Annotated in this window: 27 protein-coding genes; 14 read left to right on the forward strand and 13 right to left on the reverse strand. The window is 58.8% G+C overall.

What is annotated here, in order from left to right:
* Positions 1-261: 261 nt before the first annotated feature.
* From ACEVJK_RS00365 to ACEVJK_RS00380, 4 genes are all read right to left on the reverse strand, one after another.
* Complete coding sequence (locus ACEVJK_RS00365; protein ID WP_374739742.1) at positions 262-1,221, reverse strand: hypothetical protein; 960 nt, start codon at positions 1,219-1,221, stop codon at positions 262-264.
* The gene (locus tag ACEVJK_RS00370; protein WP_147572140.1) at positions 1,202-1,438 is read right to left on the reverse strand and encodes a helix-turn-helix transcriptional regulator; all 237 of its coding nucleotides are present in this window, start codon (positions 1,436-1,438) and stop codon (positions 1,202-1,204) included. The genes ACEVJK_RS00365 and ACEVJK_RS00370 overlap by 20 nt, the downstream gene beginning before the upstream one ends.
* Positions 1,439-1,447: 9 nt before the next feature.
* Entirely contained in the window at positions 1,448-2,386 is a 939-nt protein-coding gene (locus ACEVJK_RS00375) for a hypothetical protein (protein WP_374739743.1), read from the reverse strand.
* Between the two features lie 127 nt (positions 2,387-2,513).
* The gene (locus ACEVJK_RS00380) at positions 2,514-3,506 is read right to left on the reverse strand and encodes an RluA family pseudouridine synthase (protein WP_147572138.1); all 993 of its coding nucleotides are present in this window, start codon (positions 3,504-3,506) and stop codon (positions 2,514-2,516) included.
* A 168-nt stretch (positions 3,507-3,674) separates the two neighbouring features.
* On the opposite strand from ACEVJK_RS00380, the gene ACEVJK_RS00385 reads away from it, so the two are divergent.
* Positions 3,675-4,178 carry a DUF177 domain-containing protein gene (locus ACEVJK_RS00385; protein WP_147572137.1) on the forward strand — a complete coding sequence of 168 codons (504 nt, stop codon included), beginning with the start codon at positions 3,675-3,677 and terminating at the stop codon, positions 4,176-4,178.
* 46 nt (positions 4,179-4,224) lie between these two features.
* Positions 4,225-4,413 carry a 50S ribosomal protein L32 gene (gene rpmF / locus ACEVJK_RS00390; RefSeq protein WP_147572136.1) on the forward strand — a complete coding sequence of 63 codons (189 nt, stop codon included), beginning with the start codon at positions 4,225-4,227 and terminating at the stop codon, positions 4,411-4,413.
* Positions 4,414-4,466: 53 nt separating this feature from the next.
* Here the strand turns inward: rpmF and recO are convergent, their stop codons facing one another.
* The 4 genes from recO to ACEVJK_RS00410 all read right to left on the reverse strand — a co-directional run bounded on the left by recO (position 4,467) and on the right by ACEVJK_RS00410 (position 7,603).
* On the reverse strand, positions 4,467-5,228 hold the full coding sequence (gene recO, locus ACEVJK_RS00395) for a DNA repair protein RecO (RefSeq protein ID WP_186852080.1): 762 nt from the start codon (positions 5,226-5,228) through the stop codon (positions 4,467-4,469).
* Positions 5,229-5,264: 36 nt separating this feature from the next.
* Positions 5,265-5,411, reverse strand: a complete 147-nt coding sequence (locus ACEVJK_RS00400) for a hypothetical protein (protein WP_262669847.1) — start codon at positions 5,409-5,411, stop codon at positions 5,265-5,267.
* 97 nt (positions 5,412-5,508) lie between these two features.
* Positions 5,509-6,408, reverse strand: a complete 900-nt coding sequence (gene era / locus ACEVJK_RS00405) for a GTPase Era (protein WP_262669849.1) — start codon at positions 6,406-6,408, stop codon at positions 5,509-5,511.
* Between the two features lie 172 nt (positions 6,409-6,580).
* Positions 6,581-7,603: a YeiH family protein gene (locus tag ACEVJK_RS00410; RefSeq protein ID WP_186852077.1), complete on the reverse strand. Its 1,023-nt coding sequence runs from the start codon at positions 7,601-7,603 to the stop codon at positions 6,581-6,583.
* Positions 7,604-7,720: 117 nt separating this feature from the next.
* Between ACEVJK_RS00410 and ACEVJK_RS00415 the strand changes: the two genes are divergently transcribed.
* Entirely contained in the window at positions 7,721-8,593 is an 873-nt protein-coding gene (locus ACEVJK_RS00415) for a LysR family transcriptional regulator (RefSeq protein WP_240287331.1), read from the forward strand.
* A gap of 39 nt (positions 8,594-8,632) precedes the next feature.
* Here the strand turns inward: ACEVJK_RS00415 and ybeY are convergent, their stop codons facing one another.
* Positions 8,633-9,139 (reverse strand): rRNA maturation RNase YbeY, encoded by a 507-nt coding sequence (gene ybeY, locus ACEVJK_RS00420; RefSeq protein ID WP_186852075.1) that lies wholly within the window; start codon positions 9,137-9,139, stop codon positions 8,633-8,635.
* A gap of 17 nt (positions 9,140-9,156) precedes the next feature.
* On the reverse strand, positions 9,157-10,785 hold the full coding sequence (locus tag ACEVJK_RS00425) for a gamma-glutamyltransferase family protein (RefSeq protein WP_262669850.1): 1,629 nt from the start codon (positions 10,783-10,785) through the stop codon (positions 9,157-9,159).
* A gap of 174 nt (positions 10,786-10,959) precedes the next feature.
* Between ACEVJK_RS00425 and spoVAD the strand changes: the two genes are divergently transcribed.
* Positions 10,960-11,985 (forward strand): stage V sporulation protein AD, encoded by a 1,026-nt coding sequence (gene spoVAD, locus ACEVJK_RS00430; RefSeq protein WP_374739744.1) that lies wholly within the window; start codon positions 10,960-10,962, stop codon positions 11,983-11,985.
* Positions 11,986-12,052: 67 nt separating this feature from the next.
* Entirely contained in the window at positions 12,053-12,409 is a 357-nt protein-coding gene (gene spoVAE, locus ACEVJK_RS00435) for a stage V sporulation protein AE (RefSeq protein WP_186852073.1), read from the forward strand.
* A 44-nt stretch (positions 12,410-12,453) separates the two neighbouring features.
* Here the strand turns inward: spoVAE and ACEVJK_RS00440 are convergent, their stop codons facing one another.
* Positions 12,454-13,542 (reverse strand): glycosyl transferase family 2, encoded by a 1,089-nt coding sequence (locus tag ACEVJK_RS00440; RefSeq protein WP_374739745.1) that lies wholly within the window; start codon positions 13,540-13,542, stop codon positions 12,454-12,456.
* An 88-nt stretch (positions 13,543-13,630) separates the two neighbouring features.
* A complete protein-coding gene (locus ACEVJK_RS00445) occupies positions 13,631-15,007 on the reverse strand; it encodes a BclA protein (protein ID WP_374739746.1) in 1,377 nt (458 codons plus the stop codon).
* A 176-nt stretch (positions 15,008-15,183) separates the two neighbouring features.
* On the opposite strand from ACEVJK_RS00445, the gene glpK reads away from it, so the two are divergent.
* Genes glpK through ACEVJK_RS00465 form a run of 4 tightly spaced genes read left to right on the forward strand, consistent with a single transcriptional unit; the run spans position 15,184 to position 18,799 of the window.
* On the forward strand, positions 15,184-16,677 hold the full coding sequence (glpK, locus tag ACEVJK_RS00450; protein ID WP_262670353.1) for a glycerol kinase GlpK: 1,494 nt from the start codon (positions 15,184-15,186) through the stop codon (positions 16,675-16,677).
* 1 nt (position 16,678) lies between these two features.
* Positions 16,679-17,272, forward strand: coding sequence for a GNAT family N-acetyltransferase (locus ACEVJK_RS00455; RefSeq protein ID WP_240287269.1), 594 nt, complete (start codon positions 16,679-16,681; stop codon positions 17,270-17,272).
* 34 nt (positions 17,273-17,306) lie between these two features.
* Positions 17,307-17,597 (forward strand): hypothetical protein, encoded by a 291-nt coding sequence (locus ACEVJK_RS00460; RefSeq protein WP_186852068.1) that lies wholly within the window; start codon positions 17,307-17,309, stop codon positions 17,595-17,597.
* Positions 17,598-17,608: 11 nt separating this feature from the next.
* On the forward strand, positions 17,609-18,799 hold the full coding sequence (locus ACEVJK_RS00465) for an iron-containing alcohol dehydrogenase (protein ID WP_374739747.1): 1,191 nt from the start codon (positions 17,609-17,611) through the stop codon (positions 18,797-18,799).
* A gap of 98 nt (positions 18,800-18,897) precedes the next feature.
* On the opposite strand, the gene ACEVJK_RS00470 is transcribed toward ACEVJK_RS00465, so the two are convergent.
* Positions 18,898-19,338 carry an HAD family hydrolase gene (locus ACEVJK_RS00470; protein WP_374739748.1) on the reverse strand — a complete coding sequence of 147 codons (441 nt, stop codon included), beginning with the start codon at positions 19,336-19,338 and terminating at the stop codon, positions 18,898-18,900.
* Positions 19,339-19,455: 117 nt separating this feature from the next.
* Here ACEVJK_RS00470 and yaaA point away from each other — a divergent pair, with 117 nt between their 5' ends.
* The 5 genes from yaaA to ACEVJK_RS00495 all read left to right on the forward strand — a co-directional run bounded on the left by yaaA (position 19,456) and on the right by ACEVJK_RS00495 (position 25,261).
* A complete protein-coding gene (yaaA, locus tag ACEVJK_RS00475; protein WP_374739749.1) occupies positions 19,456-20,217 on the forward strand; it encodes a peroxide stress protein YaaA in 762 nt (253 codons plus the stop codon).
* 23 nt (positions 20,218-20,240) lie between these two features.
* Positions 20,241-20,900 (forward strand): response regulator transcription factor, encoded by a 660-nt coding sequence (locus ACEVJK_RS00480; RefSeq protein ID WP_147572116.1) that lies wholly within the window; start codon positions 20,241-20,243, stop codon positions 20,898-20,900.
* A complete protein-coding gene (locus tag ACEVJK_RS00485; protein ID WP_374739750.1) occupies positions 20,900-21,802 on the forward strand; it encodes a sensor histidine kinase in 903 nt (300 codons plus the stop codon). Before ACEVJK_RS00480 ends, ACEVJK_RS00485 begins: the two co-directional genes overlap by 1 nt.
* 113 nt (positions 21,803-21,915) lie before the next feature.
* Positions 21,916-22,584, forward strand: coding sequence for an ABC transporter ATP-binding protein (locus tag ACEVJK_RS00490; protein ID WP_147572115.1), 669 nt, complete (start codon positions 21,916-21,918; stop codon positions 22,582-22,584).
* A gap of 13 nt (positions 22,585-22,597) precedes the next feature.
* Positions 22,598-25,261, forward strand: coding sequence for an ABC transporter permease (locus tag ACEVJK_RS00495; RefSeq protein ID WP_374739751.1), 2,664 nt, complete (start codon positions 22,598-22,600; stop codon positions 25,259-25,261).
* The last annotated feature ends 112 nt before the right edge of the window (positions 25,262-25,373 follow it).

The raw sequence follows: 25,373 nt of genomic DNA on the forward strand, positions 1-25,373 counted from the left end.
GCTTATCCCCCTTTAGTCTGATAAAAACTTGTCAGCTCCCTCGATTTATTCACCCGGTTCGGCGTCCGCCCGCTGTGGACATCCGGGGGGCCGGGTTTTCACGGATAGCGAGATACACTATATCCGGTCATACCCCAAATGTCAATGATTTTCCCTAAAATTTTTTCTGACTTTTCCCCTCCGCTCCCCCGCAGCATGTCCAGACCGGTTTTGGACCCAAACAGGACAGCGGGAGAGGGTCCTTTCCCTCTCCCGCCGATCCTAATCCAAATTCAGATAAACCACGCGGCCCATCCCCCGCTCATCCAGCTGGACCAGATGGTGGGAAGCGCCCGCTTCCGTCCCCAGAGTGTAGACAGACCGCTCTGTGTCTCCAGTCCGGTCCCTCTGGGTCACAAGGGCCCAGACCGCCCCCTGGGGCCGCTCCAGGGACAGCCCCTCTCCCACTTCCTCCATGGTCAGCGTCCTGCGGTCCAGCAGCTCCTCCTCTCCGTACCAGCGGACCTCCAGCTCTGTCACCCGCTCCACAGATTCCATCGTTACTTCCGCCGTAAAAGAGAATATTTCCTCCTCCCCATCGGCGGTCTTGGTTTGGGTGTCTGTGACCTTAGTGGTAAATCCCCCCATACCGCCGTAGCTGTTTCCACTGCCGTCCAGATAGACCGTGCCATCCTCCATCTGGTACACCTGATAGGCAGTCCAGCAGTAGTCAAACTCGTTTGTATTCCAGTTTCTGTCATCCAAAGGCGGTCCAAAGTAGACCGTTCCGCTGATAGACTCCTCCTCATCGCCCACTTTAATATGAGCGCCCGCCAGGCCGCTGGTACCGGCATATTGAGTACCGCCTTCTTCCAGCTCCTCCTCGGCCAAAAAGCAGTTCAGGCCAGGCAGACCTGGAAATTCATAGTCCTGTCCGTGAGGATCGTCGGTAAACCGTCCAATTAAAATCTTTTTGGGAAAGGACAGGGTGCCGAAGTCCTCTGTTTTCATTTCCTCTGTGCCGTACTCCACCCAGTGACTCTGGTCCACCGGGATCTCCTCCCCCTCCTTCGGCATCTTCTCCAATACCATGTGAAAACCGATAAACTGGTCCGCTCCGGGGTCCTCCCTCTCTGGCCGGGCCAGTCGGCTGCCAGAAGTGCTGGCGGCTAGAGCCGCCAGAAAGCAGGCCAGCAGGACGGCCGCCGCCCCTGTCTTCCCCTTAGTCCACAGTTTCTTCATCTTTGTCCTCCAATCGTCCGTCAAAGTGGAGAATGTCCCCCACCTGACAGTCCAGATAGTAGCATATCTTATTGATGGTGTGGAAGCGCACACCGCTGGCCTTCCCGGAGCGCAAGATAGACAGGTTAGCCTCGGTAATTCCCACCTTGGCACATAGCTCCTTAGAGGTCATGCCCCGCTCCTTCAGCACGTCGCTCAAATATACTCTGATCGCCATGGCTTTCCCTCAAATGATGGAGTCGTTGTCCTCCTGGAGGACCGCCCCCCGCTGAAGGCAGCGGCACAGGAGAAACAGCCCGGCGGAGGCCGCCAGTGAGAACAGCGGGAGGGTGATGGAGAAGCTGGCGGAAAGCAGCTCCCCCACCAGGGCCAGTTGGAGCAGGTTGGCAAAGACAGTCAGCGTCACAGTAGCTTGCGCCGCCGTCTTGCAGGCCAGAGCAACACGGCCGCACAGCTCCGCCCCCGCCTGGTCAAAGGTGCCGCCCCCCAGGACGGGGGCCAGCTCGGAGCCCCAAACCATAGTTACAGCTACCAGCAGGCCGGGGGCGGCGTTCAGCACCCCCAGAACAATCAGGACTGGCAGCGTCAGCCCTCCAAGGTCCGTGTTGCCTTCCACCACCTGGGCCCACTGGGCAGCTACCCCGGCGGCCCCTCCGTAGGCCACGGAAAAGGCACACAGCAGGGCACAGCCGGAGAGCAGCGCCCCAAAGGCGGCAGCTAGGCGCTGGGTGGGCGCCCCATCCAGGCCCCGGAGCAGCTTCAAAACCAGCCACGCCGCCCCCATAGACAGCACCGTACACCCTCCGGCTAAGGGGAAGATCTGGGCCGCGGTCTCCCCCAGCTGGGTCGGATTGGCCAAATAAAAGAGCCAGCAGAAGATCACAGGGGCCATCAAGCCAAGAAGGAGATCCTCCATCCCTCTGCCCTTCTTCCCTATCCGAATCAGGAGCAGCAAGGGCGCCCCGCTGACCAGCAGGACTACCAACCAGGCCAGCAGGTCGCCCCCAAAGCCAGACAGGGACAGCGCCCTTAGACCCCGCCCTACTGATAGGAGAGGGTCATTCATCGTGCTCCACCCGGTTTTGGCGGACAACAGCCCTCCGGCCAGAGCCGCCAGCAGCCCCAGAATGGCTCCCCCTGTTAGCATCCACAGTTTTTTCTTCATATCTATTCCGCCCTTCAATTATTGTTTTACAATAATTTTAAATATAAGATATCAAGAAAATTATTGTTTGTCAATAATATATTCAATAAAAAAGAGCCGAGGCTGTCCCGACTCTTTTCCAGCCTATTCACCGGGAGGACGGCTCTCTCCCGGCCTCTGGCCAAGCTCCAAAATACTCTCGGACAAAGTCCACGTCCTCCACCTGAAAGGTCCGGCCATTCAGGTGCTCCAGAGGTCCGGCATCGGTGGTGAAGTGGAAGGCGAGCTTATAGGAGTACAGGGCCTGCCCATGGCGGCCATACTTTCGATTCTCCCGCTCACTGCCGTACTTGCCGTCCCCGATGAGGGGGTGTCCGGCATGGGCGAATTGGGCACGGATCTGATGGGTCCGCCCGGTGATCAGGTCGCACTCCACCAGGGACAGGCCGTTTTTCACCGCAAGCGTCTTATATAAGGTAACGGCAGTTTTGGCCCCCGGCCCCGGCCGGCCGCGGACATAGACCTGCTTTTTGACCTCGTCCTTAAAGAGATAGCCTTCCAGTTTCCCCTCCTTGGGCGCCATCCTGCCCTGGACTACACACAGGTAGTATTTGCTTAACTCCCGGTCCTTGATCTTCTGGTTCATCACCCGGAGTCCCTCCGCCGTCTTAGCCGCAATGACTATGCCCCCCGTGTTCCGGTCGATACGGTTGCACAGGGCCGGCGCAAAGGAATTCTCCCAATAGGGAGACCACTCCTTCTTCTGATATAAGTAAGCCTGGATATGGGTAAGCAGGGTATTGACTCGCTCGTTCTCATCCGGATGGACCACCAGGCCGGGCCGCTTGTCCAGCAGCAGGATATGCTCATCCTCATACAGGATATTCAGCTTCGGCTGGTACAGGGACAAAAAAGCGTTTTCCGGGGTGGGGCGGTCAAAGAACTCGTCGTTGATATATAACTGGAGCACATCTCCCACATTCAGCCGGATGTCCCGCTTGGAGCCCTTTCCGTTGACCTTTACCCGCTTGAGGCGGATATACTTCTGGGCCAGCGGGGCAGGCAGCAGGGGGATCGTCTTGGCCAGCCAGCGGTCCAGCCGCTGACCTGCGTCATTTTTTCCAATGGTAAATTCTTTCATGGCGGCTCTCTCCTACAAAGGCTGTAAAAAGTGCCCTATCTTCCCAAAATTGGACCATAAAAAATTATATTTGTCAATCAGAAAAAAAGATTTGACAAGTTGGGAACTTTTCTCTATAATACTTTCCGTACCATTATGCGAGTTTAGGGTCAAACCCAGGAGGAAGCCATGCGTCTGGATCTGAAAGATATCATTCATAAGCCAGACGCCCGCAAGACCTTCCAGTTCCAGGCAGACCTGTCCGGTCTGGAATTTTATGGGAGGAAACCCATCACCCGCCCCGTTCTAGCCCAGGGCAGCGTGACCAACCACGCGGGCGCTCTTGTGCTGGAGGGGACGGTCAGTTCCCTGTTGGATCTGGTCTGTGACCGCTGCGGGAAGGAATTTTCCCGTGAAAAGGTGGTCCGGCTGGACAGTCTGGTTGCCCAGGCCCTGGAGGATGAGGAGAACGACGAGATCATCCTTCTGGATGGAACTGAGTTGGATCTGGACCAGGTGGTGACGGAGGCTTTCGTACTCGAGATGGATACCAAAAACCTTTGCTCAGACGACTGCAAAGGGCTGTGTGCCAAATGCGGGGCTGACCTGAATCTCGGTCCCTGCGGGTGCAGACCTGAAGTAGATCCAAGACTGGCGGCCCTTGCGCAGCTGTTGGATGGCGAAACTGAGTGAGTAGTCGAAGTGCCGCACGGCACGTAAACCGAAGGAGGTGTCACCCATGGCGGTTCCTAAGAGAAAAGTGTCCAAGGCCCGGCGCGATAAGCGGCGCAGCTCCCACTGGAAGCTGGAAACTCCCGGTATCGTGACCTGCCCCAAGTGCGGGGCGTTCCGGCTGCCTCACCGGATGTGCAAGAATTGTCTGACCTATAACGGCCACACATTTGGCCAGGTCGAGGCCCAGCAGTAATGAATATTGCGGAAAAAGCCCGCTGTGGAACTCCACAGCGGGCTTTTTTTGAATCATATCCCTCCGGTCTGTATCCCTTTGTAAAAATCCAGCGTCTGAAAGCCCCGCTCCAGTTGGGTATGGAGATATGCCTCTGTCAGATCCGCCAGCTTGGTCAGCCCTTCCCCGCCTATCGAAAAGGAGAAGAGCCGCTTTGGATCTCCATAGGCGATATGCTCCATAGCCCGCAGCGCGTGGAGGTTGAGAGGCATGGAGATGCCCTCCCCCATCTCTCCCCGGCAGGCAGCACAGTGGACCACGCCCTCTCGCAGATGGAAGCGCGGCTCCTCCGGCGGGGTCCTGCCGCAGACGGCACAGCCGTCCAGCAGCGGCTCGTATCCAGACAAGCACATGGCCTTCAGTTCAAAGGCCGCCTTAACCAACGCCAGGGGTTTCTCTTTCATTTTATCCAGTGCGTGCAGGCTGTTCAATATCAATGAGAGCAGCTCAGAGCTGGCGACCCCTTCCACTGCCAACAGCTCCGCCACCTCGGCGAAATAGCAGCCCAAAGCCAGCCGCTCCAGGTCATCCCTCACCCCCTGGAACAGCCGTTCCGTGGACGCCTCCTTCACGGTCCAGCGCCCCTGGTAGTCGTATAGCACCATTTCTGACCAGGCCAATAGCTGGCATGGCGCGGCCAGGGCGCTCCCCTTTTTTCGGCAGCCCCGGGCGGAGGCAGTGAGTTTCCCCTGCTCCTGGGTAAAGAGCGTCAGGATCTTATCCGACTCCTTATAGTCCACCTGACGGAGGACCAGAGCCTTAGTGGTCATATGCATAGCGTATCTCCTATGTACCGGGGCACAGCCTCAGGACTATGCCCGGTCCGCCCCCTTGGGCTGAGGCCGAAACGACGGCCTGGCCGGCAGTGCCGGTCCCTCCCGGTCCAGGGCCGCGAGCATCAGATAGGCTTCTGGCAGACCGGTTTCCCAAAATAAGCTCCACAGTCCGTTCTCATTCATACTCCAGTCCTCCCACAAATCTCTCCGCAATTAGACTGGGCTTTTCTCATGGAAAGTATGACCGGGAAATTCTGTTTATTGCTGGCGTCAGCTGCAATCAATCCTGGTGGTAGCCAAAATTCTGAATTGCCGCGGGATTATCACGCCAATTTTCCTTGACCTTTACCCAAGTCTGGAGGTACACCTTAGTCCCCATAAATCGCTCCATATCTTGCCGGGCCAGGGTGGATATCTTTTTCAGCATGGCACCGCCCTTGCCGATGATGATACCCTTATGGCTGTTCTTTTCGCAGTAGATGGTGGCCTCTACCTCAATGACCTCGTCCTCCCGCTCTACGAAACGGGTAATCTCCACCGCGGTCCCATGAGGGATCTCCTTATCCAGGGACAGAAGCAGCTTTTCCCGTAAGATTTCCCCCATCATCTGCCGCTCCGGCTGGTCGGAGGTCATGTCCTCCGGGAAGAGCTGGGGCCCATCGGGAAGGAAGCCCTCCAGCACGCCCAGCAGCTCCTCCACCCCCTCGCCGGTCTTGGCGGAGATAGGAACCACGGCCTGAAAGTCGTGTTCCTGGCTGTAAAGCTGTATCACTTCAAGGAGCTTGTCTTTCCGCTCCAGCGTATCCGCCTTGTTGATGACCAACACGGCGGGACAGCCCAGGGTCTTGACGCGGGCGATAAGCTGTGCTTCCGGCTCCCCAATATTCGGGATGGGCTCTACCAGCAGAGCCACCGCATCTACGTCAGCCACACTCTCCCTGACCACATTCACCATATAGTCCCCCAAGCGAGTACGGGCTTTATGCAGACCCGGCGTATCCACAAAGACAAACTGGCTCTCTCCCCGTGTCAGAATACCGCAGATGCGGTTCCGAGTGGTCTGGGGCTTGTTGGTAACGATAGCTACTTTCTCCCCCACCAGGGTGTTTATCAATGTGGACTTGCCTACGTTGGGCCGGCCGCACAGAGTAATGATACCGGATTTTTTGATAATCGGCATAAGATAATCCTCACTTTCTCAGGTGTGAACAATTTCCCGTCTACAAATATTTTTTATTATTATCTTTCAAGTCAGAGAAAGGCCACCTCTCCCTTTTCTGCTTTTTATTTTATCATATTTGACGGAAAATAGCAAACGGCCCGCCGATTTGGCGGGTCGTTTGCCGACCGTGTTACACAATGCCCATAAAATACTCGACCGCGATTGCCACTACTACCACCAAGGCAGAGATAATAAATCCGTGAATCATGGGGTTAATGCCAGATTTACGCATTTCCCGGAAATCAGTATTTAAGCCGATGGCTGCCAGAGCTGCCACCATTAGGAATTTGCTCAGCTCTTTTAAGCCAGAAGACAGCTCCTGCGGAAACACTCCCAGGCTGTTAATGGCTGCCATTCCCAAAAAGCACAGGATGAACCAGGGAAAGATAGAGGTAATCTTCACTTTTTCTCCCTGAGACACTATCCCGGCCTTCCGTTTCTCCCGCACCTCGATCAGGCTGAATACCAGCACAGTGGGGATGATGGCCAAGGTGCGAGTCAGCTTCACCATTGTGGCAAAATCGCCGGCTCCCTCTGAAAAGGCGTATCCTGCCGCCACCACGCTGGAGGTGTCGTTCACCGCCGTCCCGGCCCATAGTCCATAGGCCATATCGCTTAATCCCATGGCCTGCCCCATAATAGGAAAAAGGACGATCATCACCATGTCAAATAGAAAAGTGGCCGACATGGCATAGGCAATATCCTTATCCTCCGCATCGATCACCGGGGCGATGGCCGCAATCGCAGAGCCTCCGCAGATCCCCGTCCCGGCAGAAATCAGGTTAGACAGCTTCCAGTTCAGGCCAAGTGCCCGCCCCACAAAATATCCGCCGCCGAAGCAGGTCAGCAGGGTAAACATCATGACTACCAGGGACAGCCGGCCTACATTGAGCACTACCTTGATGGACAGCGAGGCTCCCAAGAGAATGATGGCGAATTTCAGAATTTTTTTGGATGTGAACTTCAGGCCCTTGGCCACACCATCGCTCGGCTTCCTGATCTGGTTGAGTCCCATACCGATGAACAGGGCAATGACTGACGCCCCAATGAGATGGATCGGCAGTAGACCCTCAATGAATTTGGCACAAGCCGCGATAGCCAATGCCAGTAAAAGTCCGGGAATAAGCTCCCCTATCCGGTTCAACACCTTCATAGCTCCACTTCCTTTTGCAATATTTCCCTCTGGTCACATTCATCATAACACCGGTTGATTATAAAATCAAATTATGTTATATTATATATAATAAATATTTTTAATGGACGTGAACATATGCTGGACCAAAAACTTCAGACCTTTCTCACTGTAGTGGAGCTGCGCAGCTATACACTGGCCGCCCAGGCCCTTCATATCACCCAGCCCGCCGTTTCTCAACACATCCGAAAGCTGGAAGAGCACTACGGTGCCCAGCTCATCGACTTCACAGGCCATCAGCTCGCCCTCACCCGAGCGGGAGAATTGATGTATCGATACGCCACCTTTCAGGCAGCCAACGAGCACAGGCTGCTGGAGCAGCTCAACCAAAGCGCCCAAACTCTCCGGGTCGGTGCCACCCTGTCCATTGCCGACTATTATCTTCCCCCTCTTTTGGCCCCCTTTCTGGCCCAGTCCTTCCGTCCCCTGGCGCTCCATGTAGGCAATACGGAAGAAATGCTGTCCGCCTGTGTTCGGGGAGAGCTGGACTGTGCCCTCATCGAAGGGATCTTTTATGACAATGACTTCTGCAGCCACATTTTTCATACTGCCCGGTTTTTACCTGTGGCTGCCGCCAGCCATCCTCTTTCACAGAAAGAACACAGGCTGACAGATCTGTTTTCTTATCCTCTCATTTTGCGTGAGCCCGGATCAGGCACCCGCGCCATTCTGGAAAACAGACTCTTTCAAGCCGGCTGCTCTCCCCAATCCTTCTCCTCTGTACTGGAGTGCGGCAGCTTCCGAATGATTAAGGAACTGCTGAAAGCAACTCATGCTGTCAGCTTCATGTATGAGCAGGTGGCCGCCCAGGAGGTGGCGTGTGGTACACTGACCTATCTGCATCTGTCCGATTGGCAGATCCTGCGCCCCCTCTATTTTGTCTACCCCAGGCACAGTATGTCCCACAAAGCCTGTCAGAATTTTTATGACGAATGTCTTTGTCCCAAATAGAACAGACGGAGCCAAGTCCTATGACTTGGCTCCGCTGTGTTATGTCCGGTCAAGACCCATCTCCGTCAAAATTTTTTCTTCTCTTTCCCGCATCTGCCGCTTCATCGGGCCCTCGTCCAGGTGGTCGTAGCCCAGCAAATGGAGGACCGAGTGTACCGTTAGATAGCACAGCTCCCGCTCCAGGGAGTGACCGTACTCCTCGGCCTGCTCGTTTGCCCGCTCCAGGGAGATCACCATATCCCCCAAAAAGACTTTGCCCGTGTCTGGGTCCGCCCACTCGGCTCTGGGCTTTTCTCCGGGAGACAGCTCGAACATGGGAAAGGACAGCACATCGGTGGGCCGGTCCACCCCTCGCGTTTCCAGATTGGCCTGATGGATGCCTGCGTCATCTGTGATAAGCACATCGACGGCGCAGGGCACGTCCACCCCCTCCGTCTCCAAGGCTGCCTCGATAACCCGCTGGAGCTTTGACTCGTAGGGCCAGTCCTCCTCACAGTCCACACACACGCAGTGGGACGTCCCCTTTTGTCCTTTGCCAAGCAGCATATCTTCCACCCCTGCCCTTACCAGGCCGCCACAGTGCCATCGCACCGAGGCTCGGTCCCGCCAACTAGCATTCCGTTCTCCGTCCGCCAAATGATTTGCCCGCGGCCCATAGTGATGTTGGTGTTCAAAACCTCCACCTCATGGCCCATGTCCGCCAGCTCTCTGCCGATGTGGGCGGGAACCTCCCGCTCCAACTGGATATGCTTTCCGCCCACCCACTGAATTCTCGGGGCATCCAGCGCCTCCTGGGGATTCATATGATAGTCGATGGTGTTCACCGCCACCAGCACATGGCCCTGGGGCTGCATGAAGGCGCCCATGACGCCGAAGGGGCCAACAGCATCTCCGTCCTTCATCATAAAGCCGGGGATGATGGTGTGATAGGACCGCTTCCCTCCGGCCAGGCAGTTGTCGCTGTTCTCCTCCAGGGAGAAGTTGGCGCCCCGGTTCTGTAAGGAGATACCAGTGCCGGGGATGGCCACGCCGGCGCCGAAGGTGGTATAGTTGCTCTGGATAAAGGATACCATGTTGCCCTCTGGGTCGGCAGTACACAGGTAGATGGTCCCGCCGCAGGAGGGGTCTCCCGCCTCCGGCATCAGCGCCCTGTCAGAAATGAGGGCCCGGCGCTGGGCGGCGTACTCCTCGGACAGCATATCCTCCACCTTGGTCTTCATGTACCGGGGGTCCGCCACATAAGTCTTAGTGTCCGCGAAAGCCAGCTTGATGGACTCCAGGATCTTGTGGTAGGTGTCGGCGCAGTCCTTCTCCTGGGACAGCTCCAGCCCCTTTAGGATATTCAGCGCCATCAGCACTGTGATGCCGTGGCCGTTGGGCGGTATCTCGCACACGGTATAGCCCTTATAGTCTGTGGTGATGGGCTCCACCCACATGGGCTGGTAATTTCTGAAGTCATCCTCACAGAAATACCCCCCAGTTTCCCGGCTGAAGGCCACAATCTTCTCCATCAGAGGACCACGGTAATAGCTTTCACAGTCTGTGGCGGCCAGCTCCTCCATCGTCTGGGCATACTCCTCCCAGCGGAACAGTTCACCGGCCCGGTAGTGGGTGCCGTCCTCCTTCATAAAGGTATTCCACCAATAGGAGTGAGGCGCAGGTTCCTTGGACCGGGCAGCGGCAATACGCTGGGAGTCCTTCTCCCACTGGGGCTCCAGATTGACCGGGACAGGATATCCCTCCCGGGCATAGGAGATGGCTGGAGCAAACAGTTCGGACAGGGGCTTGGCGCCAAATTTTTTATTGATCGCCGCCCAGCCCGCGGGAGCCCCCGGCACCATGGTCGGCAGCCAGCCCGTCTTGGGCATCTCACTGTGCCCCATGGCTCTCACCATCTTCGCATCCAGCGCCATGGGAGCCACGCCACTGGCGTTGAGTCCGTACAGCTTCTTCTCCTTCTCTACCCAGATCAGGGCAAAGCAGTCTGAGCCCAGGCCGTTTCCGGTGGGCTCCAGGATGGGCATGGCTGCGGCCATGGCGACAGCCGCGTCCATAGCGTTTCCTCCGGCCTTCATCACATCCAGGCCGATCTGGGCCCCCAGAGGCACAGAGGTGCAGGCCATTGCGCGGCGGGCATAGACTACATTCCGGCGGGAAGGATAGGAATATTTTTGTGGGTCGAATTGGGGCATAGGTCCTCTCTCCTTTTCTTTCCTTTGCAGCCCCCATTATACAGGAATCTGGCCCTTTTGAACAGAAGAAAGCAAAAGAAATTTTTATTTGCCTCTTCCTTATGCTTCGGGCATATTTCTCTCCCCTTCGGACAAGCTATGGTCATCTTCATTCTCTATTGGGAGGCGTTTCCCTTGACGACAAAAAAAACAGGCAGCCAGACAGTCACCCTGGCCTGTCCCCCTTCCTTCGCCGGTCACGCCAACGTGGTAGGAAAGAAGGAGGGTGAGGGCCCTCTGGCCAGCTCCTTCGACTATATCGGGACTGACGACACCTTCGGCGAGTCCACCTGGGAGAAATCGGAGAGCGCCATGCAGAAGCAGGCCCTGGCTCTGGCCTTAAATAAGGCGGGCCAACCTGCCTCTAATATAGACTGGCTCTTTGCCGGCGACCTGCTGAATCAGTGTATCGGTTCTTCCTTCGCCGCCCGCGGCCAGGAGATTCCCTTTTTCGGCCTCTACGGGGCCTGCTCCACCATGGGGGAGGGGCTGGCTCTGGCCTCTATGACCTTGGATGGCGGCTTCGGGGAGTGGGCCGGAGTGGTAGTCTCCTCCCACTTCTGCACTGCCGAGCGCCAGTACCGCACCCCTCTGGAGTACGGCGGCCAGCGAACTCCCACCGCCCAGTGGACCACTACCGCTGCCGGAGCTGCTATTCTGGCACGGGAGGGCCCCGGCCCCTATATCACCCATGTGACGGTAGGCAAGATTGTGGACAAGGGCATCACCGACACCAACAACATGGGGGCAGCCATGGCCCCGGCCGCCTATGACACCATCTCCACCCACCTGAAGGACACCGGCCGGGCGCCGAACTACTATGACCTGATCGTCACAGGCGACCTGGGTAATCTGGGCAGCGAGCTGCTGTTGGAGTTGCTCCGGCAGGACGGGCTGGAACTGTCCAACCACACCGACTGCGGGATGCTTATTTTCGACCCGCAGAGTCAGGATGTCCACTGCGGAGGTTCCGGCTGCGGCTGCGCAGCCTCGGTGCTGACGGGCTACCTGCTCAATGGAATGCGGGAGGGCAAATGGAACAACATTCTTTTCTGCCCCACCGGCGCTCTCCACTCTCCTACCTCCGCGTTCCAGGGGGAGAGCGTACCCGGCATCTGCCACGCCATCGCCATTTCTACTCAGCGATCCCCCCAGGCGTGACCGCCGGCTGTCTTCGGGCATCACGCCCATACCTGGGACCTCTATCTTGTTTGAAAGGTGCGTAATCATGGAATATCTTAACGCCTTCCTCTGCGGCGGCATCCTATGTATTATCGGCCAGCTTTTGATTGATAAGACTCCCCTTACCCCCGCCAAGATCCTGGTGTCCTATGTGACCGCCGGGGTGATCCTCAGCGGCCTGGGGCTCTACCAGCATCTAGTGGACTGGGGAGGAGCCGGCGCCACAGTACCCCTCACGGGTTTTGGCCACCTGTTGGCCAAGGGGGTCAAAAAGGCGGTGGCGGAGGACGGATTTCTGGGCGCCCTCACTGGCGGGTCCACCGCCGCGGCCGGCGGTATCACCGCCGCTATCTTCTTCGGCTTTGTAGTGGCCCTTCTCTTTAAGCCGAAGCCCAAAAGTTAGATCAAAACACAAGCGGGCCCCATCCATTGGATGGGGCCCGCTTGTTACCCGCCTTCTTTCGGACTGTTCTCCAGCAGCTTGAGATTTCCCTGGAGCCGCTCGTTGTCTGGCTCCAGCTCCACAGCCTTCCTCGCCTCCTCACGGGCCTCTTTCAGCCTCCCAGTGTGGAAGAGGGCAATGGAGCGCAAGTCGTGGGGCAGAGAGCCCCAGGAGGCAGCCTCACAGATATAAGACCTGGGCCGGTAGGTGATGGCCAGGGCGCAGCCAGTAAAGTAGAGCACCCCGTCCCACTCCCCCTGCTCATACAGGGCAAGCGCCAGGTCCATATAGGGCTCCCGCAGATGGGGTGCCTCAGCGATGGCCCTCAGGTACCAGTCCCGGGCCTGTGCCCGCTCCCCCTTGTTCAGATAGGACTTGGCGATGTACCGCATGGAGGCCGCCCTCTCATCCCGCCAGGTGGCGCTCGGCATGGTAAGATGCCTTTTCAGGGTACGGATGCAGTCGTCCCAGCGGCCCCTGTACATATATTCCCGGCCTAAATAGTGGACATTCCGGTCATCCTCAGGGTCCTCCTGTACCGACAGCTCCAGCAGCGGAAGATACTGCCCTCTAGACTTTGAAGGGTCGGGGTGGTGGTCCAGCTGGACTCCCTCCGCCACCACTGTGGGGCCTGGCCTTCCAGTCCCCATCCACTTCAGCACCTCATGCACCGGATGAACCCACTGATAGCCGTGGCGTGCATGGGCCTTTTCATACCAGAAGGTAACCCCCTCGCTGCCGTCCGGGTTAAAGGACCAGGTATAGCGGTATGTAGCCTGGCCCGCCTCTGGCAGCCACGCCTCCTCCAACCGGGCCCGCCAGCCAGGATGAAATACCTCATCCAGATCTGTACATACGCAGATATCCGCGTCTTCCGGCACCAGCTCCATGGACCGGTTGCGGGCCACATCGAACCTCCAGGGGGAGATGACCTCTACCTCAGCCAGAGCCCCCCTGGCTCGCAGCCGCTCCACAGTGTCGTCCTCGGAGCCGGTGTCCAGCACCACTACCTGGTCCGCCTCTCCCATAGAGTCCATCCAGCGGTCTACGAATTGAGCCTCATTTTTACAGATGGCATATACCACCACTTTCACGGCGCTCGCCCTCCTCTTTCAGATAAGGAACAGGGCGGGCGGCACGGTGTGCCGCCCGCCCTGTTTAGGCCCCATTGGGGTCTTTCGGTCAGTTCAGCTTCTGGATTACGATCCCGGCCTCGGTCAGAGTCACGTTGTTCTCTGTGGAGGTCAGGGTAATGGTAGCCGTCCCGGTGACGTTCACCAGGACACTGGCCGCCAGAGTGGCCAGATCATTGGTAGTGGAAATGGTGGCCTGGCTCTCGCTCCCAGGGACAGGGGTAGAGTTGTTCTCCAGCTCCACGCCCACAGTACCAGTAGAGCTTGTATTGGTCGCCACCACCGAGTAAGAGACCCGGTAGATACCGGTTTCTCCCAGGGTGAAGGTGGCCGTGCTCGTGGTATGGGTGATGGCGGTTCCCTCCTCCACCTGATTGGTGTCGAAGCTGGCGTCATCGCCGGTGGTTGCCAGGGTCTGGGACCCCACATTGGTGGCGTAGAGCGCGTTCAGCGCGGGGGCTGCTCCAGCCGGTCCAGTGGGCCCGGTAGGACCTTCCGCGCCTGTGGCTCCGGCGGCACCAGTTGCGCCGGCAGGGCCGGCAGGACCAGTCGGGCCAGTCGGCCCAGTGGGGCCTTCCGCTCCGGTAGCTCCGGTAGCGCCAGCAGCACCAGCAGCGCCAGTTGGACCAGTCGGGCCGGTCGGGCCCGCAGGACCAGCGGCACCCGCAGGGCCGGCAGGGCCAGTTGGGCCAGTAGCGCCGGCCGCTCCGGCAGCGCCAGTGGCCCCGGTGGCTCCAGTCGCCCCTACAGGACCCGTGGGGCCGGTAGGGCCTTGGACAGACACCAACTCAAAGTCAGCGGATGTGCCGGGAGTACCGCTGGGATTGGCGATCCGGGCCCGGTACAGGCTGCCGTTATAGGTCACAAAGTCCCCCTGGGCATAGGGTGTGCCTAGCGCGAATGTGGTCACAGTTTCCAGCCCCTCGCCAGCGGGGCCGGTGGGACCGACGGGGCCGGCGGGACCCTGAGCGCCAGTAGCACCAGTGGCACCGGTTGCGCCGGCAGGGCCAGCAGGACCAGTGGGACCGGTCGGGCCGGTCGGGCCGACGGGGCCCTGGGCGCCGGTAGCTCCGGTGGCACCAGTTGCACCCGTAGCGCCAGTCGCGCCAGCAGGGCCAGCAGGACCAGCGGGGCCAGTAACGCCGACTGGGCCGGGGATTCCCTGAGGTCCGGTGGGGCCAGTGGGACCAACGGGACCAGGATAGCCCTGGGGTCCGGTCGGCCCGGTGGGGCCTACCATGGACGGGAAGGGAGGAGGACAGGGACAGGGAGGCGGGCAAGGGGGAGGACAAGGAGTGGGGCAGCAGGAAGTAGAGCCGGACTGACCGCAGCCACAGCCGCAGCTGGAGCTGGTGCCGCCGTTCAGATAGGCGACCACGCCGTCCCGGCGATTCTGCTCCCACTCAGAAGCACAGTATCTTCTCATAAGACGCTCCTTTGCACGGTAAAAAATGGGTGTGGCGATGCCACATTCCATCCTATGCTGAATCAACGCGCCTGTGCGCGGCCTGTCAAATGGGCAGGCCGTCCTCTCCCGCTCCGGTCTTTACAGCCCTCTGTTTTTCTGTCATAATAAGAGCATATTCAAGGGGAGGGACGCCCATGAAACGATATGTCATCGCCCTGGACCAGGGCACCACCAGCAGCCGCTGCATTCTCTTCGATCAGGATCAGAATATCGCGGGGGTGGCGCAGCGGGAATTTTCACAGATATACCCCCAGCCCGGCTGGGTGGAGCATGACCCCATGGAGATCTGGTCCAGTCAATACTCCGTCCTCACCGAAGTGCTGGCCCAGGCCGGCGTTTCTCCTGATGAGGTGGCTGCTATCGGCATCACAAACCAGAGGGAAACGGCCATCGTGTGGGATAGACATACCGGGCGGCCGGTCTACAACGCTATCGTGTGGCAGTGCCGCCGCACCGCCCCTCTGTGTGAGAAGCTGAAAAAGGACAAGGAGCTCACCCAGTATATTCAGGACCGCACGGGACTGCTCATTGACGCCTACTTCTCCGCCACCAAGGTCAAATGGATACTGGAGCATGTAGAGGGAGCCTGGGAACGGGCCCAGGCGGGCGATCTGCTCTTTGGTACAGTGGACAGTTGGCTGGTGTGGAAGCTGACAGGTGGAAAGGTCCATGTCACCGACCGGACCAACGCAAGCCGTACCATGCTCTATGACATCCAAAACCTCTGCTGGGACACCTGTATCTGCCGCACCCTGGACATCCCCATCTCCATGCTGCCCCAGGTCCGAGACTCCAGTGAAGTGTACGGCACTGTCAATCTCCAGGGGGTGGAGGTACCCATCTCTGGCATCGCCGGCGACCAACAGGCCGCCCTCTTCGGTCAGACCTGCTTCTCCTCCGGTCAGGCGAAAAACACCTACGGCACCGGCTGTTTTCTTCTGATGAACACCGGTGACCAGTTGTGCCGAAGCCGGAACGGGCTGTTGTCTACCATCGCCATCGGCTTGAGCGGAAAGGTCCAGTACGCTCTGGAGGGCTCCGTATTCGTAGGCGGCGCCGTCATCCAGTGGATCCGGGACGAGCTGCGCTTCATCTCGGAGGCCCGAGACGCGGAGTATTACGCCTCCAAGGTTCCGGATACCGGCGGGGTCTATCTCGTCCCGGCCTTCACCGGCCTGGGTGCTCCCCACTGGGATATGTACGCACGGGGTGCCCTGGTGGGACTGACCCGGGGCACCACCCGTGACCATATCATCCGGGCGGCACAGGAGTCTATCGCCTATCAGGTGGCGGACTTGGTGGATGCCATGGAAAAGGACACTGGGATTGCCCTTCGGGAGCTGAATGCTGATGGCGGGGCCAGCAGGGACCGTTTTCTAATGCAGTTCCAGGCTGATATTCTGAACAAATCCGTCTGCCGGCCGGCCATCCGGGAGACCACCGCTCTTGGCGCGGCCTATCTGGCCGGCCTGGCTGTGGGGGTATGGCGGGATCTAGACCAAATCCGTGCCCTGCGCACCCTGGATCAGCGGTACGACCCGCATATGGAGGCAGATACCAGGCAGCGGCTGCTGCGCGGCTGGCACAAGGCCGTAGGACGCAGCTTGGACTGGGAGGAACACGATTGACATGGGCTTAAATACGCCACGGCTGGAGACAGAGCGCCTAATCCTGAGGAAATTTACACAAAACGACCTGGATGCCCTTTTCTCTATTTTCCGTGATGAAGAAGCAAACCGGTTTTTGCCCTGGTACCCGCTGCATACCATGGAGGAGGCCAGATCTTTTTTCCTGGAGCGGTATGCGGCCTCCTATGGACAGGAGCGGGGCTACCGGTATGCCGTTTGTTTCCGCTCCGACGACATACCTGTGGGATACGTCAACGTGGCTATGGACGACAGCCACGACCTAGGGTACGGCCTTCGTAATGAGTTTTGGCATCAGGGCATCATTACCGAAGCCTGCAAGGCCGTTATACAGCGGTTGAGAGCGGATGGCATTCCCTATATCACCGCCACCCACGACCGGAACAATCCCCGGAGCGGCGGCGTGATGCAAAATCTCGGCATGAAATATCAATACACCTATGAGGAGTTGTGGCAGCCTAAGAATATGCCGGTTGTCTTTCGAATGTATCAGTTGAACTTGGATGGGCAGACAGACCGGCAGTACAAAAAATATTGGGAAGCCCACGACCATCATTTCATTGAATCCGCCCTGTAAGAAGGGGCGGATACCACAGGCAGGAGTGATACCTATGTTACCCCCTATTGAAATCCCTACCCTGCTATTCTGGGAGAATGGCAATACCTGGTATGGCAGTAAAGGACAGGCCCGCTTTTTTATTCAGCCCGTGACCCACGAAGCTGCCCCAGATACCCCTGACGCACCCTCTCATACCACCCTGGACATAGAGTTCTGGAGGGGTCCGCTGACCAAAGCGTTGAGCCATATCTGTTCCACCGCCTCTTTCCCCCTTAGCGGGGAGGGGCTGGAGCAGACCGTCCAGTGGCTGGAGGAGCAGGCCGCGATAGTAAACGAAGAATAAGGAGAGCAACAATGGAAGCCTTTCAATTTTATTCCCCTACACAGATCATTTTCGGGCGTGGTACTGAGGAGCAGGTTGGAGAGCAGATCGCCCGCCGAGGGGGCTCCCGGGTGCTGGTGGTCTATGGCGGCCAGAGCGCTGTCAAAAGCGAGCTGCTGAGTCGGGTCCTGGCCTCTCTGGAGCAGAGCGGGCTGTCCTGCGACACGCTGGGTGGTGTAAAGCCAAATCCCAGACTCAGTCTGGTATTATCCGGCATCCAGCGGGCGGAGGCTTTTCAGGCCAACTTTCTGCTGGCCATTGGAGGTGGCAGCGTCATCGACACGGCTAAGGCCATCGCCGATGGAGTCGCCAACCCGGAGCTGGACCTGTGGGATGACCTGTGGATGAAAAAGGTCCCTCTGGAGCGGTCCCTGCCTGTGGGGGTGGTATTGACCATTCCCGCGGCCGGCAGCGAGAGCAGCGACTCCGCCGTTCTGACCAAGGATGACACCCTGGAAAAGCGAGGGCTTGGTTCCGATCTGCACCGTCCCCGGTTTGCCATCCTAAACCCCGATCTCACCGCCACCCTGCCCCGCTACCAGGTGGCCTGTGGCGTGGTGGACATCATGTCGCACACCATGGACCGCTACTTCAATCCCATCACCACCAACCAACTCACCGACGAGCTGGCGGAGGGGCTGCTTCGAGTGGTCATTTCCAGCGGCCGGCGAGCCATGGACCATCCCGGCGACTACCAGGCCATGAGTGAACTGATGTGGGCCGGTTCCCTGTCCCACAACGGCCTGACTGGTCTGGGCGGGAAGAAGGACTTTGCCCCCCATCAACTGGGCCATGAGCTTAGTGCCCGGTTCGATTCTGCCCACGGTGCCACCCTGTCTGCCGTTTGGGGCAGCTGGGCCCGCTACTGTCTGGATGCCGATGTGTCCCGCTTCGCCCGGTTCGGTGTCAAGGTCTGGGGATTGGACCCCACCGGCCGCACAGAGCGAGAGCTGGCTTTATCCGCCATCGATGCGACTGTGGATTTCTTTCACTCTTTGGATATGCCCACCTGCTTCTCTGAGTTGGGCTGCGGCCTCCAGTCTGAGAAGGAGCTGGAGGAGCTGACCCGCCGCTGTACCTTCTTCGGGACCCGGACCATCGGCGCCTTCCGGGTGCTGGACCACGACGACATCCTGGCCATCTATCGAATGGCGAATCACTGAGCGGAAGCTGGGCCGGCCATCTCCTTGTGCCGCTGCCCCATTCTCCTTCGCTTCACAACAAGGCGGGACGCCTGGCTATCGCCAGGCGTCCCGCTTCTTCAACACATTTTCTTGGTCATATCCTCATAGCTGTCTACCACTTCGTCCGCCAGGGCCCGGAGTTCCTCCGGATGCTCCTTGCCTACCAGTACGACCTGGAAGCCAGCCTCCCTCACACAGCGGAGGACCTTCTCCCGAGCGGTAAACACCAGAGTAGCTGGGCGGGCGGTCCCCAGGCGCCGCACACATTTCTCATAGAGCTCCGGGTCCTCTATCCCTCTCCCCTGTTCCCCAGTATACAATACACCCCGGAAGTAGGCGGCCAGTCCCGCGGCTTCCAGCTTAGGCTGGAGCGTGCGCCGCTCCTCCTCAGAAACCAGATAGAGCAGCACCCCCTCCATCCGAAGCAGGGACAAAAAGGGCATTAGCCCGGTCAGCGGTCTCCCCTCTCGGTCCAGCAGAGTGTCTGGAACATCAAAAATAGCGCCTTGCAGACGCATGACCGATCCCTCCTCAGTTTTATTTGTCCGGTCCTATTTTAACCTCTTCCCCCTAAAATTACAATTCCCATTTCCTTTTTACTGAAACTGTTTTATACTGTCCCAAGGAGGGATATTATGAAGCTGATCATCTCCCCGGCAAAGAAAATGAACGTGGACACGGATACCATGGAGATCCGGGGCCTCCCCCGGTTCTTGGATCGGACCCGGCTGCTCTGTGACTGGCTGAAAACCATGTCCTACGACCAGCTAAAGGCCCTGTGGCGCTGTAATGACGCCATCGCCTCACTCAATTATGAGCGGCTCCAGCATATGGAGCTGGAGGAAAGACTCACTCCAGCAGTCCTGGCCTATGAGGGCATCCAGTACCGCTATATGGCCCCCCACCTGTTCTCCTGGGAGCAGTTCGACTATTTAGACCGGCATCTGCGCATCCTGTCCGGCTTTTATGGGGTGCTGCGCCCCTTCGACGGAGTCACCCCCTACCGGCTGGAGATGCAGGCCAGACTGGCCGGGTCGGGCTGTCAGTCTCTGTACCAGTTTTGGGGTCCCTCTTTAGCCCAGGCGCTGGCGGAGGAGGACGACCTTCTGGTCGATCTGGCCTCACGGGAATACAGCCGAGCGGTGACCGACCATCTGCCACAGGGAATGACCGTCATCTCCTGTACCTTCGGGGAACTGAGGAAGGGCCGGGTACTGGAAAAGGGCACGCAGTGCAAAATGGCTCGTGGTGAAATGGTCCGCTATCTCACCGAACACCTGTCAGAGAGCCCGGAGGCCATGCAAGCCTTTGACCGTCTGGGGTACTCCTTCTCCCAGGAGCGGTCCACCCCCACTCACTATGTATTTATCAAGAAGGCCAGGGCCAAAGAGGACTGAGCTTTCTGGAAAGCAGAGGACCTATGGAACATCTTTTGCTCATTGAGGACGACCAGGCACTTGGCCGGGGGATCACCCTGGCCCTGGCTGCTGGGGACCGGGAGCCCCATCTGGCCCGGACTCTGGCCGAGGGCCGCCGGCTGTTCGCCCAGCTACCCATCTCCCTGGTTATTCTGGATCTCAATCTGCCCGACGGGAACGGCCTGGAACTGCTGACTGAGATACGCTCTGTGAGTCAGGTACCCGTTCTCATCCTCACTGCCAACGACCTGGAGAGCGACCAGGTGACCGGGTTGGAGCTGGGGGCGGACGACTATGTGACAAAGCCCTTTTCCCTCGCTGTCCTCCGGGCCAGGGTAAACAATCTGCTCCGCCGGGGGGCCGTCCCCAGAGGCGAAGTGGTGGAGCTGCCCCCCTTCTCCTTTGACTTTGCGGGCATGGCCTTTTCCCGGAACGGAGAGGCGATCGAGCTGTCCAAGACGGAACAGCGGCTGCTCCGTCTGCTGGTGGAACACCGGGGCCAGACCTTGACCCGGGAGCAGCTCCTGGATCGAGTATGGGATGGGGGCGAGTTTGTGGACGAAAACGCTCTGTCGGTGGCGGTGCGCCGCCTGCGGGCCAAACTGGGGGACGCCCCCATTAAGACGGTATATGGCCTTGGCTACACCTGGGAGATCCAGTGATGGGAGCGGGCGGCTATGTCTGTTTAGCACTGGCCCTTCTGGGCCTGGGCTTCGGCCTGTACCAGTGGTACAGCGGCCGCCGGACCCTCCGGCGGCTGGATGAAATGCTGTCCGCCGCTGTGGACGGAAGCTTTCGGGAAAACGCCTTTGACGAATCCGTTCCCTCCTCTCTGGAGGCCAAGCTGGCCCGGTTTCTCAATGGCTCCGCCTCCTCCACCCGAAATTTGGAGCGGGAGCGGGAGGTCGTCCAGACGCTGATCTCCGACATCTCCCACCAGACCAGGACTCCCATTGCCAATATCCTGCTCTACGCCTCCCTGCTGGCCGAGGGGGACCTGCCTCCGGAGCAGGCGGAGCAGGCCGCCGTACTGGCCCAGCAGGGGGAAAAGCTGTCCTTCCTCATTCAGACCTTAGTGAAGGCGTCCCGTCTGGAAACGGGCATCTTTGCCATGGACCCACAGGTCCATGGCGTCCAGCGGCTGCTGGACGCGGTTCTGATCCAGGGGCGGCATAAGGCCAGGGAAAGGGGGCTCTCCCTCACGGCGGAGCCCACCTTTGCCCAGGCCAGGTTTGATGAGAAGTGGACTGCGGAAGCCCTTTACAACCTCGTAGACAACGCCCTGAAATACACCCCGCAGGGGGGCAAGGTCGCCCTCTCCGTCCGGGAGTTCGAGCTGTTCTGCGCCATTCAGGTAGAGGACGATGGCCCCGGCATCCCGGAGGGAGAACAGGGGGCCATCTTTGGCCGCTTCTACCGGGGCGAGGCCGTCCGGGACCAGGAGGGCCTCGGGATCGGCCTCTATCTGGCTAGAGAGGTGGTAACTCGTGAGGGCGGATATATCCGCCTCAATTCCAGCCCCGGCCAGGGGAGTCGGTTTTCCCTGTATCTGCCCAAGGAATAAAATCTTCAAATCTTACAACAGTGAAAGATTTGAGAAAGATTGTGGAAAGATTGTCTTGGTATAGTGGGGAGCGTAGGCATACGCCCTCACTTTTCCATAAAGGAGATATCACAATGACAATTTTACAGACCAAGGATTTAAGAAAATACTACGGCTCTGGCGACACTCTGGTAAAAGCCTTGGACGGAGTGGACCTGAACGTGGAGGACGGGGAATTTGTAGCTATCGTGGGCACCTCAGGAAGCGGGAAATCCACCCTGCTCCATATGCTGGGCGGTTTGGACCGGCCCACCTCCGGTTCTGTCACCGTAGACGGGCAGAAGATTTTTGACCTGAAGGACGAAGCCCTGACCATCTTCCGGCGGCGGAAAATCGGCTTCGTCTTTCAGTCCTTCAATTTGGTGCCGGTACTCAGCGTGTACGAAAATATCGTCCTGCCCATCCAGTTGGACGGGGGCCGGGTTGACGAGTCGTACGTGGGGCAGGTCATCTCCGCTCTGGGCCTGGAGAGCAAGCTCCAAAATCTCCCTGGCCAGCTCTCCGGAGGCCAGCAGCAGCGGGTGGCCATCGCCCGGGCCCTGGCGACCAAACCGGCCATTGTCCTGGCAGACGAGCCTACGGGTAATCTGGACACCAGGACCAGTCAGGATGTGCTTTCCCTGATGAAGGTCACCGGTCAAAAATTTGCCCAGACCATCGTTATGATCACTCACAACGAGGAGATCGCCCAACTAGCCGACCGCATCGTTCGCATTGAGGACGGCAGGATCGTGGCACGGTGAGGAGGTGGGCTCTATGAAGGTATCCAATGGCAAATGTATCCGGACCCTCTCTCACAGGAGTCTTCGGGCCAACCGCACCCGCAACATTGTGGCGGTGCTGGCCATCGCTTTGACCACGGTGCTATTCACCTCCCTGTTCACCATTGCCATGTCCATTAACGACGGCATCCAGCAGAACAACTTTCGCCAGGTGGGCGGCTTCTCCCATGGCGGCTTCAAGTACCTGACGGAGGAACAGTTTGACCAGTTGAAGGACGACCCTCTCATCGGTCAGTGGGGCCTGCGGCGCTTTCTGGGTATGCCCAGCGAGATGCCCTTCAACAAGTCACATGTGGAGATTGGCTGGTCCGATGCAAACGAGGCCCACTGGCAGTTCTGCGACCCAGTGGAGGGCCGTCTGCCCCAGGAGGGCACGAATGAGGCCGCCACTGATACCCATGTGTTGGAGCTGCTGGGAGTAGAACCTAAACTGGGGGAACAATTTACTGTCACCTTTGATGTGGACGGCCGCACGACCACCCAGACCTTTACCCTGTGCGGCTGGTGGGAGCACGACGAGGCCATCGTGGCCAACCACATTCTCATCCCGGAGAGCCGGGTGGACGCCGTCCTGGCAGAGACCGGCGTGGTGCCGGGCCAGACCACAGACGGCATGACCGGCTCCTGGAATCTGGACGTGATGCTGAAAAATGGGGCCCGGAACATCGCCGGCGACCTAGAGGAGATCCTGACCAACCACGGCTATCAGGGTCAGAGCTCCACCCAGCCGGGCTATATCCACACCGGTGTCAACTGGGGCTACACCGGCGCCCAGCTTTCCGGCAGCATGGACCCCACCCTCCTGCTGGCCATCGGCGCAATCCTGCTCCTCATTATCTTCACCGGCTATCTCATTATTTACAATGTGTTCCAGATCTCAGTGGCCAACGATATCCGCTTCTACGGCCTGCTCAAGACCATCGGCACCACCCCTCGGCAGCTCCGCCGGATCATCCGGCACCAGGCCCTGGCCCTGTCTCTGGTGGGCATCCCTCTGGGATTGCTGCTGGGCTGGCTGGTGGGTGGACAGCTCACCCCGGTTATCATCCGCCAACTAAACGCAGTGTCCAACGTGGTATCAGTAAACCCGGCTATCTTTGTGGCCTCCGCCCTGTTCGCTCTGGTCACGGTTCTGATCTCCTGCCGCAAGCCTGGGCGGATGGCCGCACGGGTGTCCCCCATCGAGGCGGTACGATACGCCGAGGGCGGAGCGGTGCGGCATGGAGGAAAGAGGAACGCCAAAGGCGTCTCCTTGCTCTCTATGGCCCAGGCCAACCTGGGCCGGAACCGGGTCAAGACCGCGGTCACCGTCCTCTCCCTATCCCTGGCCGTGGTGCTGCTCACTGTGACGGTCACCTTTACCAACGGCTTTGACATGGACAAATATGTATCCAACTTCACCGCCAGCGACTTTATCGTGGCCGACGCGGGCCAGTTCCAGACTGGCGGTGACGCTTACAACAGCGAGATGGATGTTACCGAGGACGTCATTTCCGCCATCGACGCCCAGGGCGGCATCACTGACGGCGGCCTGGTCTACGGCAAGACCTCTTCCGCTCTGGAATTCATCACCGAGGAGTATTACCGCTCCGTCTGGAGCAAATGGAACACCCCGGAACAACTGGACAGCAAGGTCCACTTCATGGACCGGAACGAGGAGGGCCTGCTGGCCGACCGGGTGCAGCTCTACGGCATGGAGCAGTTCCCTCTGGACCACCTGACAGTGCTGGCGGGGGACCTGTCCAAGCTCAACGAGCCTGGCGGGCGGTATGTGGCCGCTGTGTATAGTGACGACGACTATGGTCAGCCCGAGATGGACTCCCACTGGGCCCGGCTGGGGGACACAGTCACCCTGCGCTATGTGGAAGAGTACGAGTATTATAACCCTGACACTGGCGAGATATATGGCCCCTGGGAGAATGTGCCCGAGGGCGCCAACTGGGTGGATCGGGCCGTAAAGTACCGAGATATCGAGTACGAGGTGGCCGCCTTGGTGACGGTGCCCATGGCCCTGAGCTACCGCTATTACGGGGCGGACGAGTTTATTATGAACGACCAGACCTTTATCCAGGACACGGGCACAGACAGCGTCATGTACTATGCCTTCGACACTACGGATGAGGCCAACCCCGCTATGGAGTCCTTCCTGGCGGACTACACGGAGAATGTGAATCCTCAGTTCGACTATGAGAGCAAGTCTACCTATGCCGCGGAGTTCGAGGGGATGCGCTCCATGTTCCTACTGCTAGGCGGGGCCCTCAGCGGCATCGTTGGACTGGTGGGGGTGCTGAACTTTTTCAATGCGATCCTCACCGGCATCATCACCCGAAAGCGGGAGTTGGCCGTCCTCCAGTCCATCGGCATGACAGGTGGACAGCTCAAGCGGATGCTGGTATGGGAGGGGCTGCTGTACGCCCTTGGTTCGGTGCTCCTGGCCTTGGTGCTGGCCCTGGTATTGGGCCCGATTGCCTTCTCCGCCTTGCAGAGCATGTTCTGGTTCTTCACCTACCGCTTCACCTTAGCCCCCATCCTGGCCACGGCCCCTGTATTCGCCCTGTTGGGCTCTCTTGTCCCTCTGGCGGTATACCGCTCAGTAGCCAAGCATACCATCGTGGAGCGTCTGCGGGATTCCGAATAGGGAATGTGATTTCCTTCCCCGACCGCTGGAGCTGGAGATTGGAGTAAGCCAGCAAATATAAATACAGCCCCAGATGCGCAGCAGACATTTGGGGCTGTATTTTTTTGGAAGG

It is taken from the genome of Flintibacter sp. P01028 (assembly GCF_041925235.1).
Taxonomy (GTDB): Bacteria; Bacillota; Clostridia; order Oscillospirales; family Oscillospiraceae; genus Lawsonibacter; species Lawsonibacter aceti.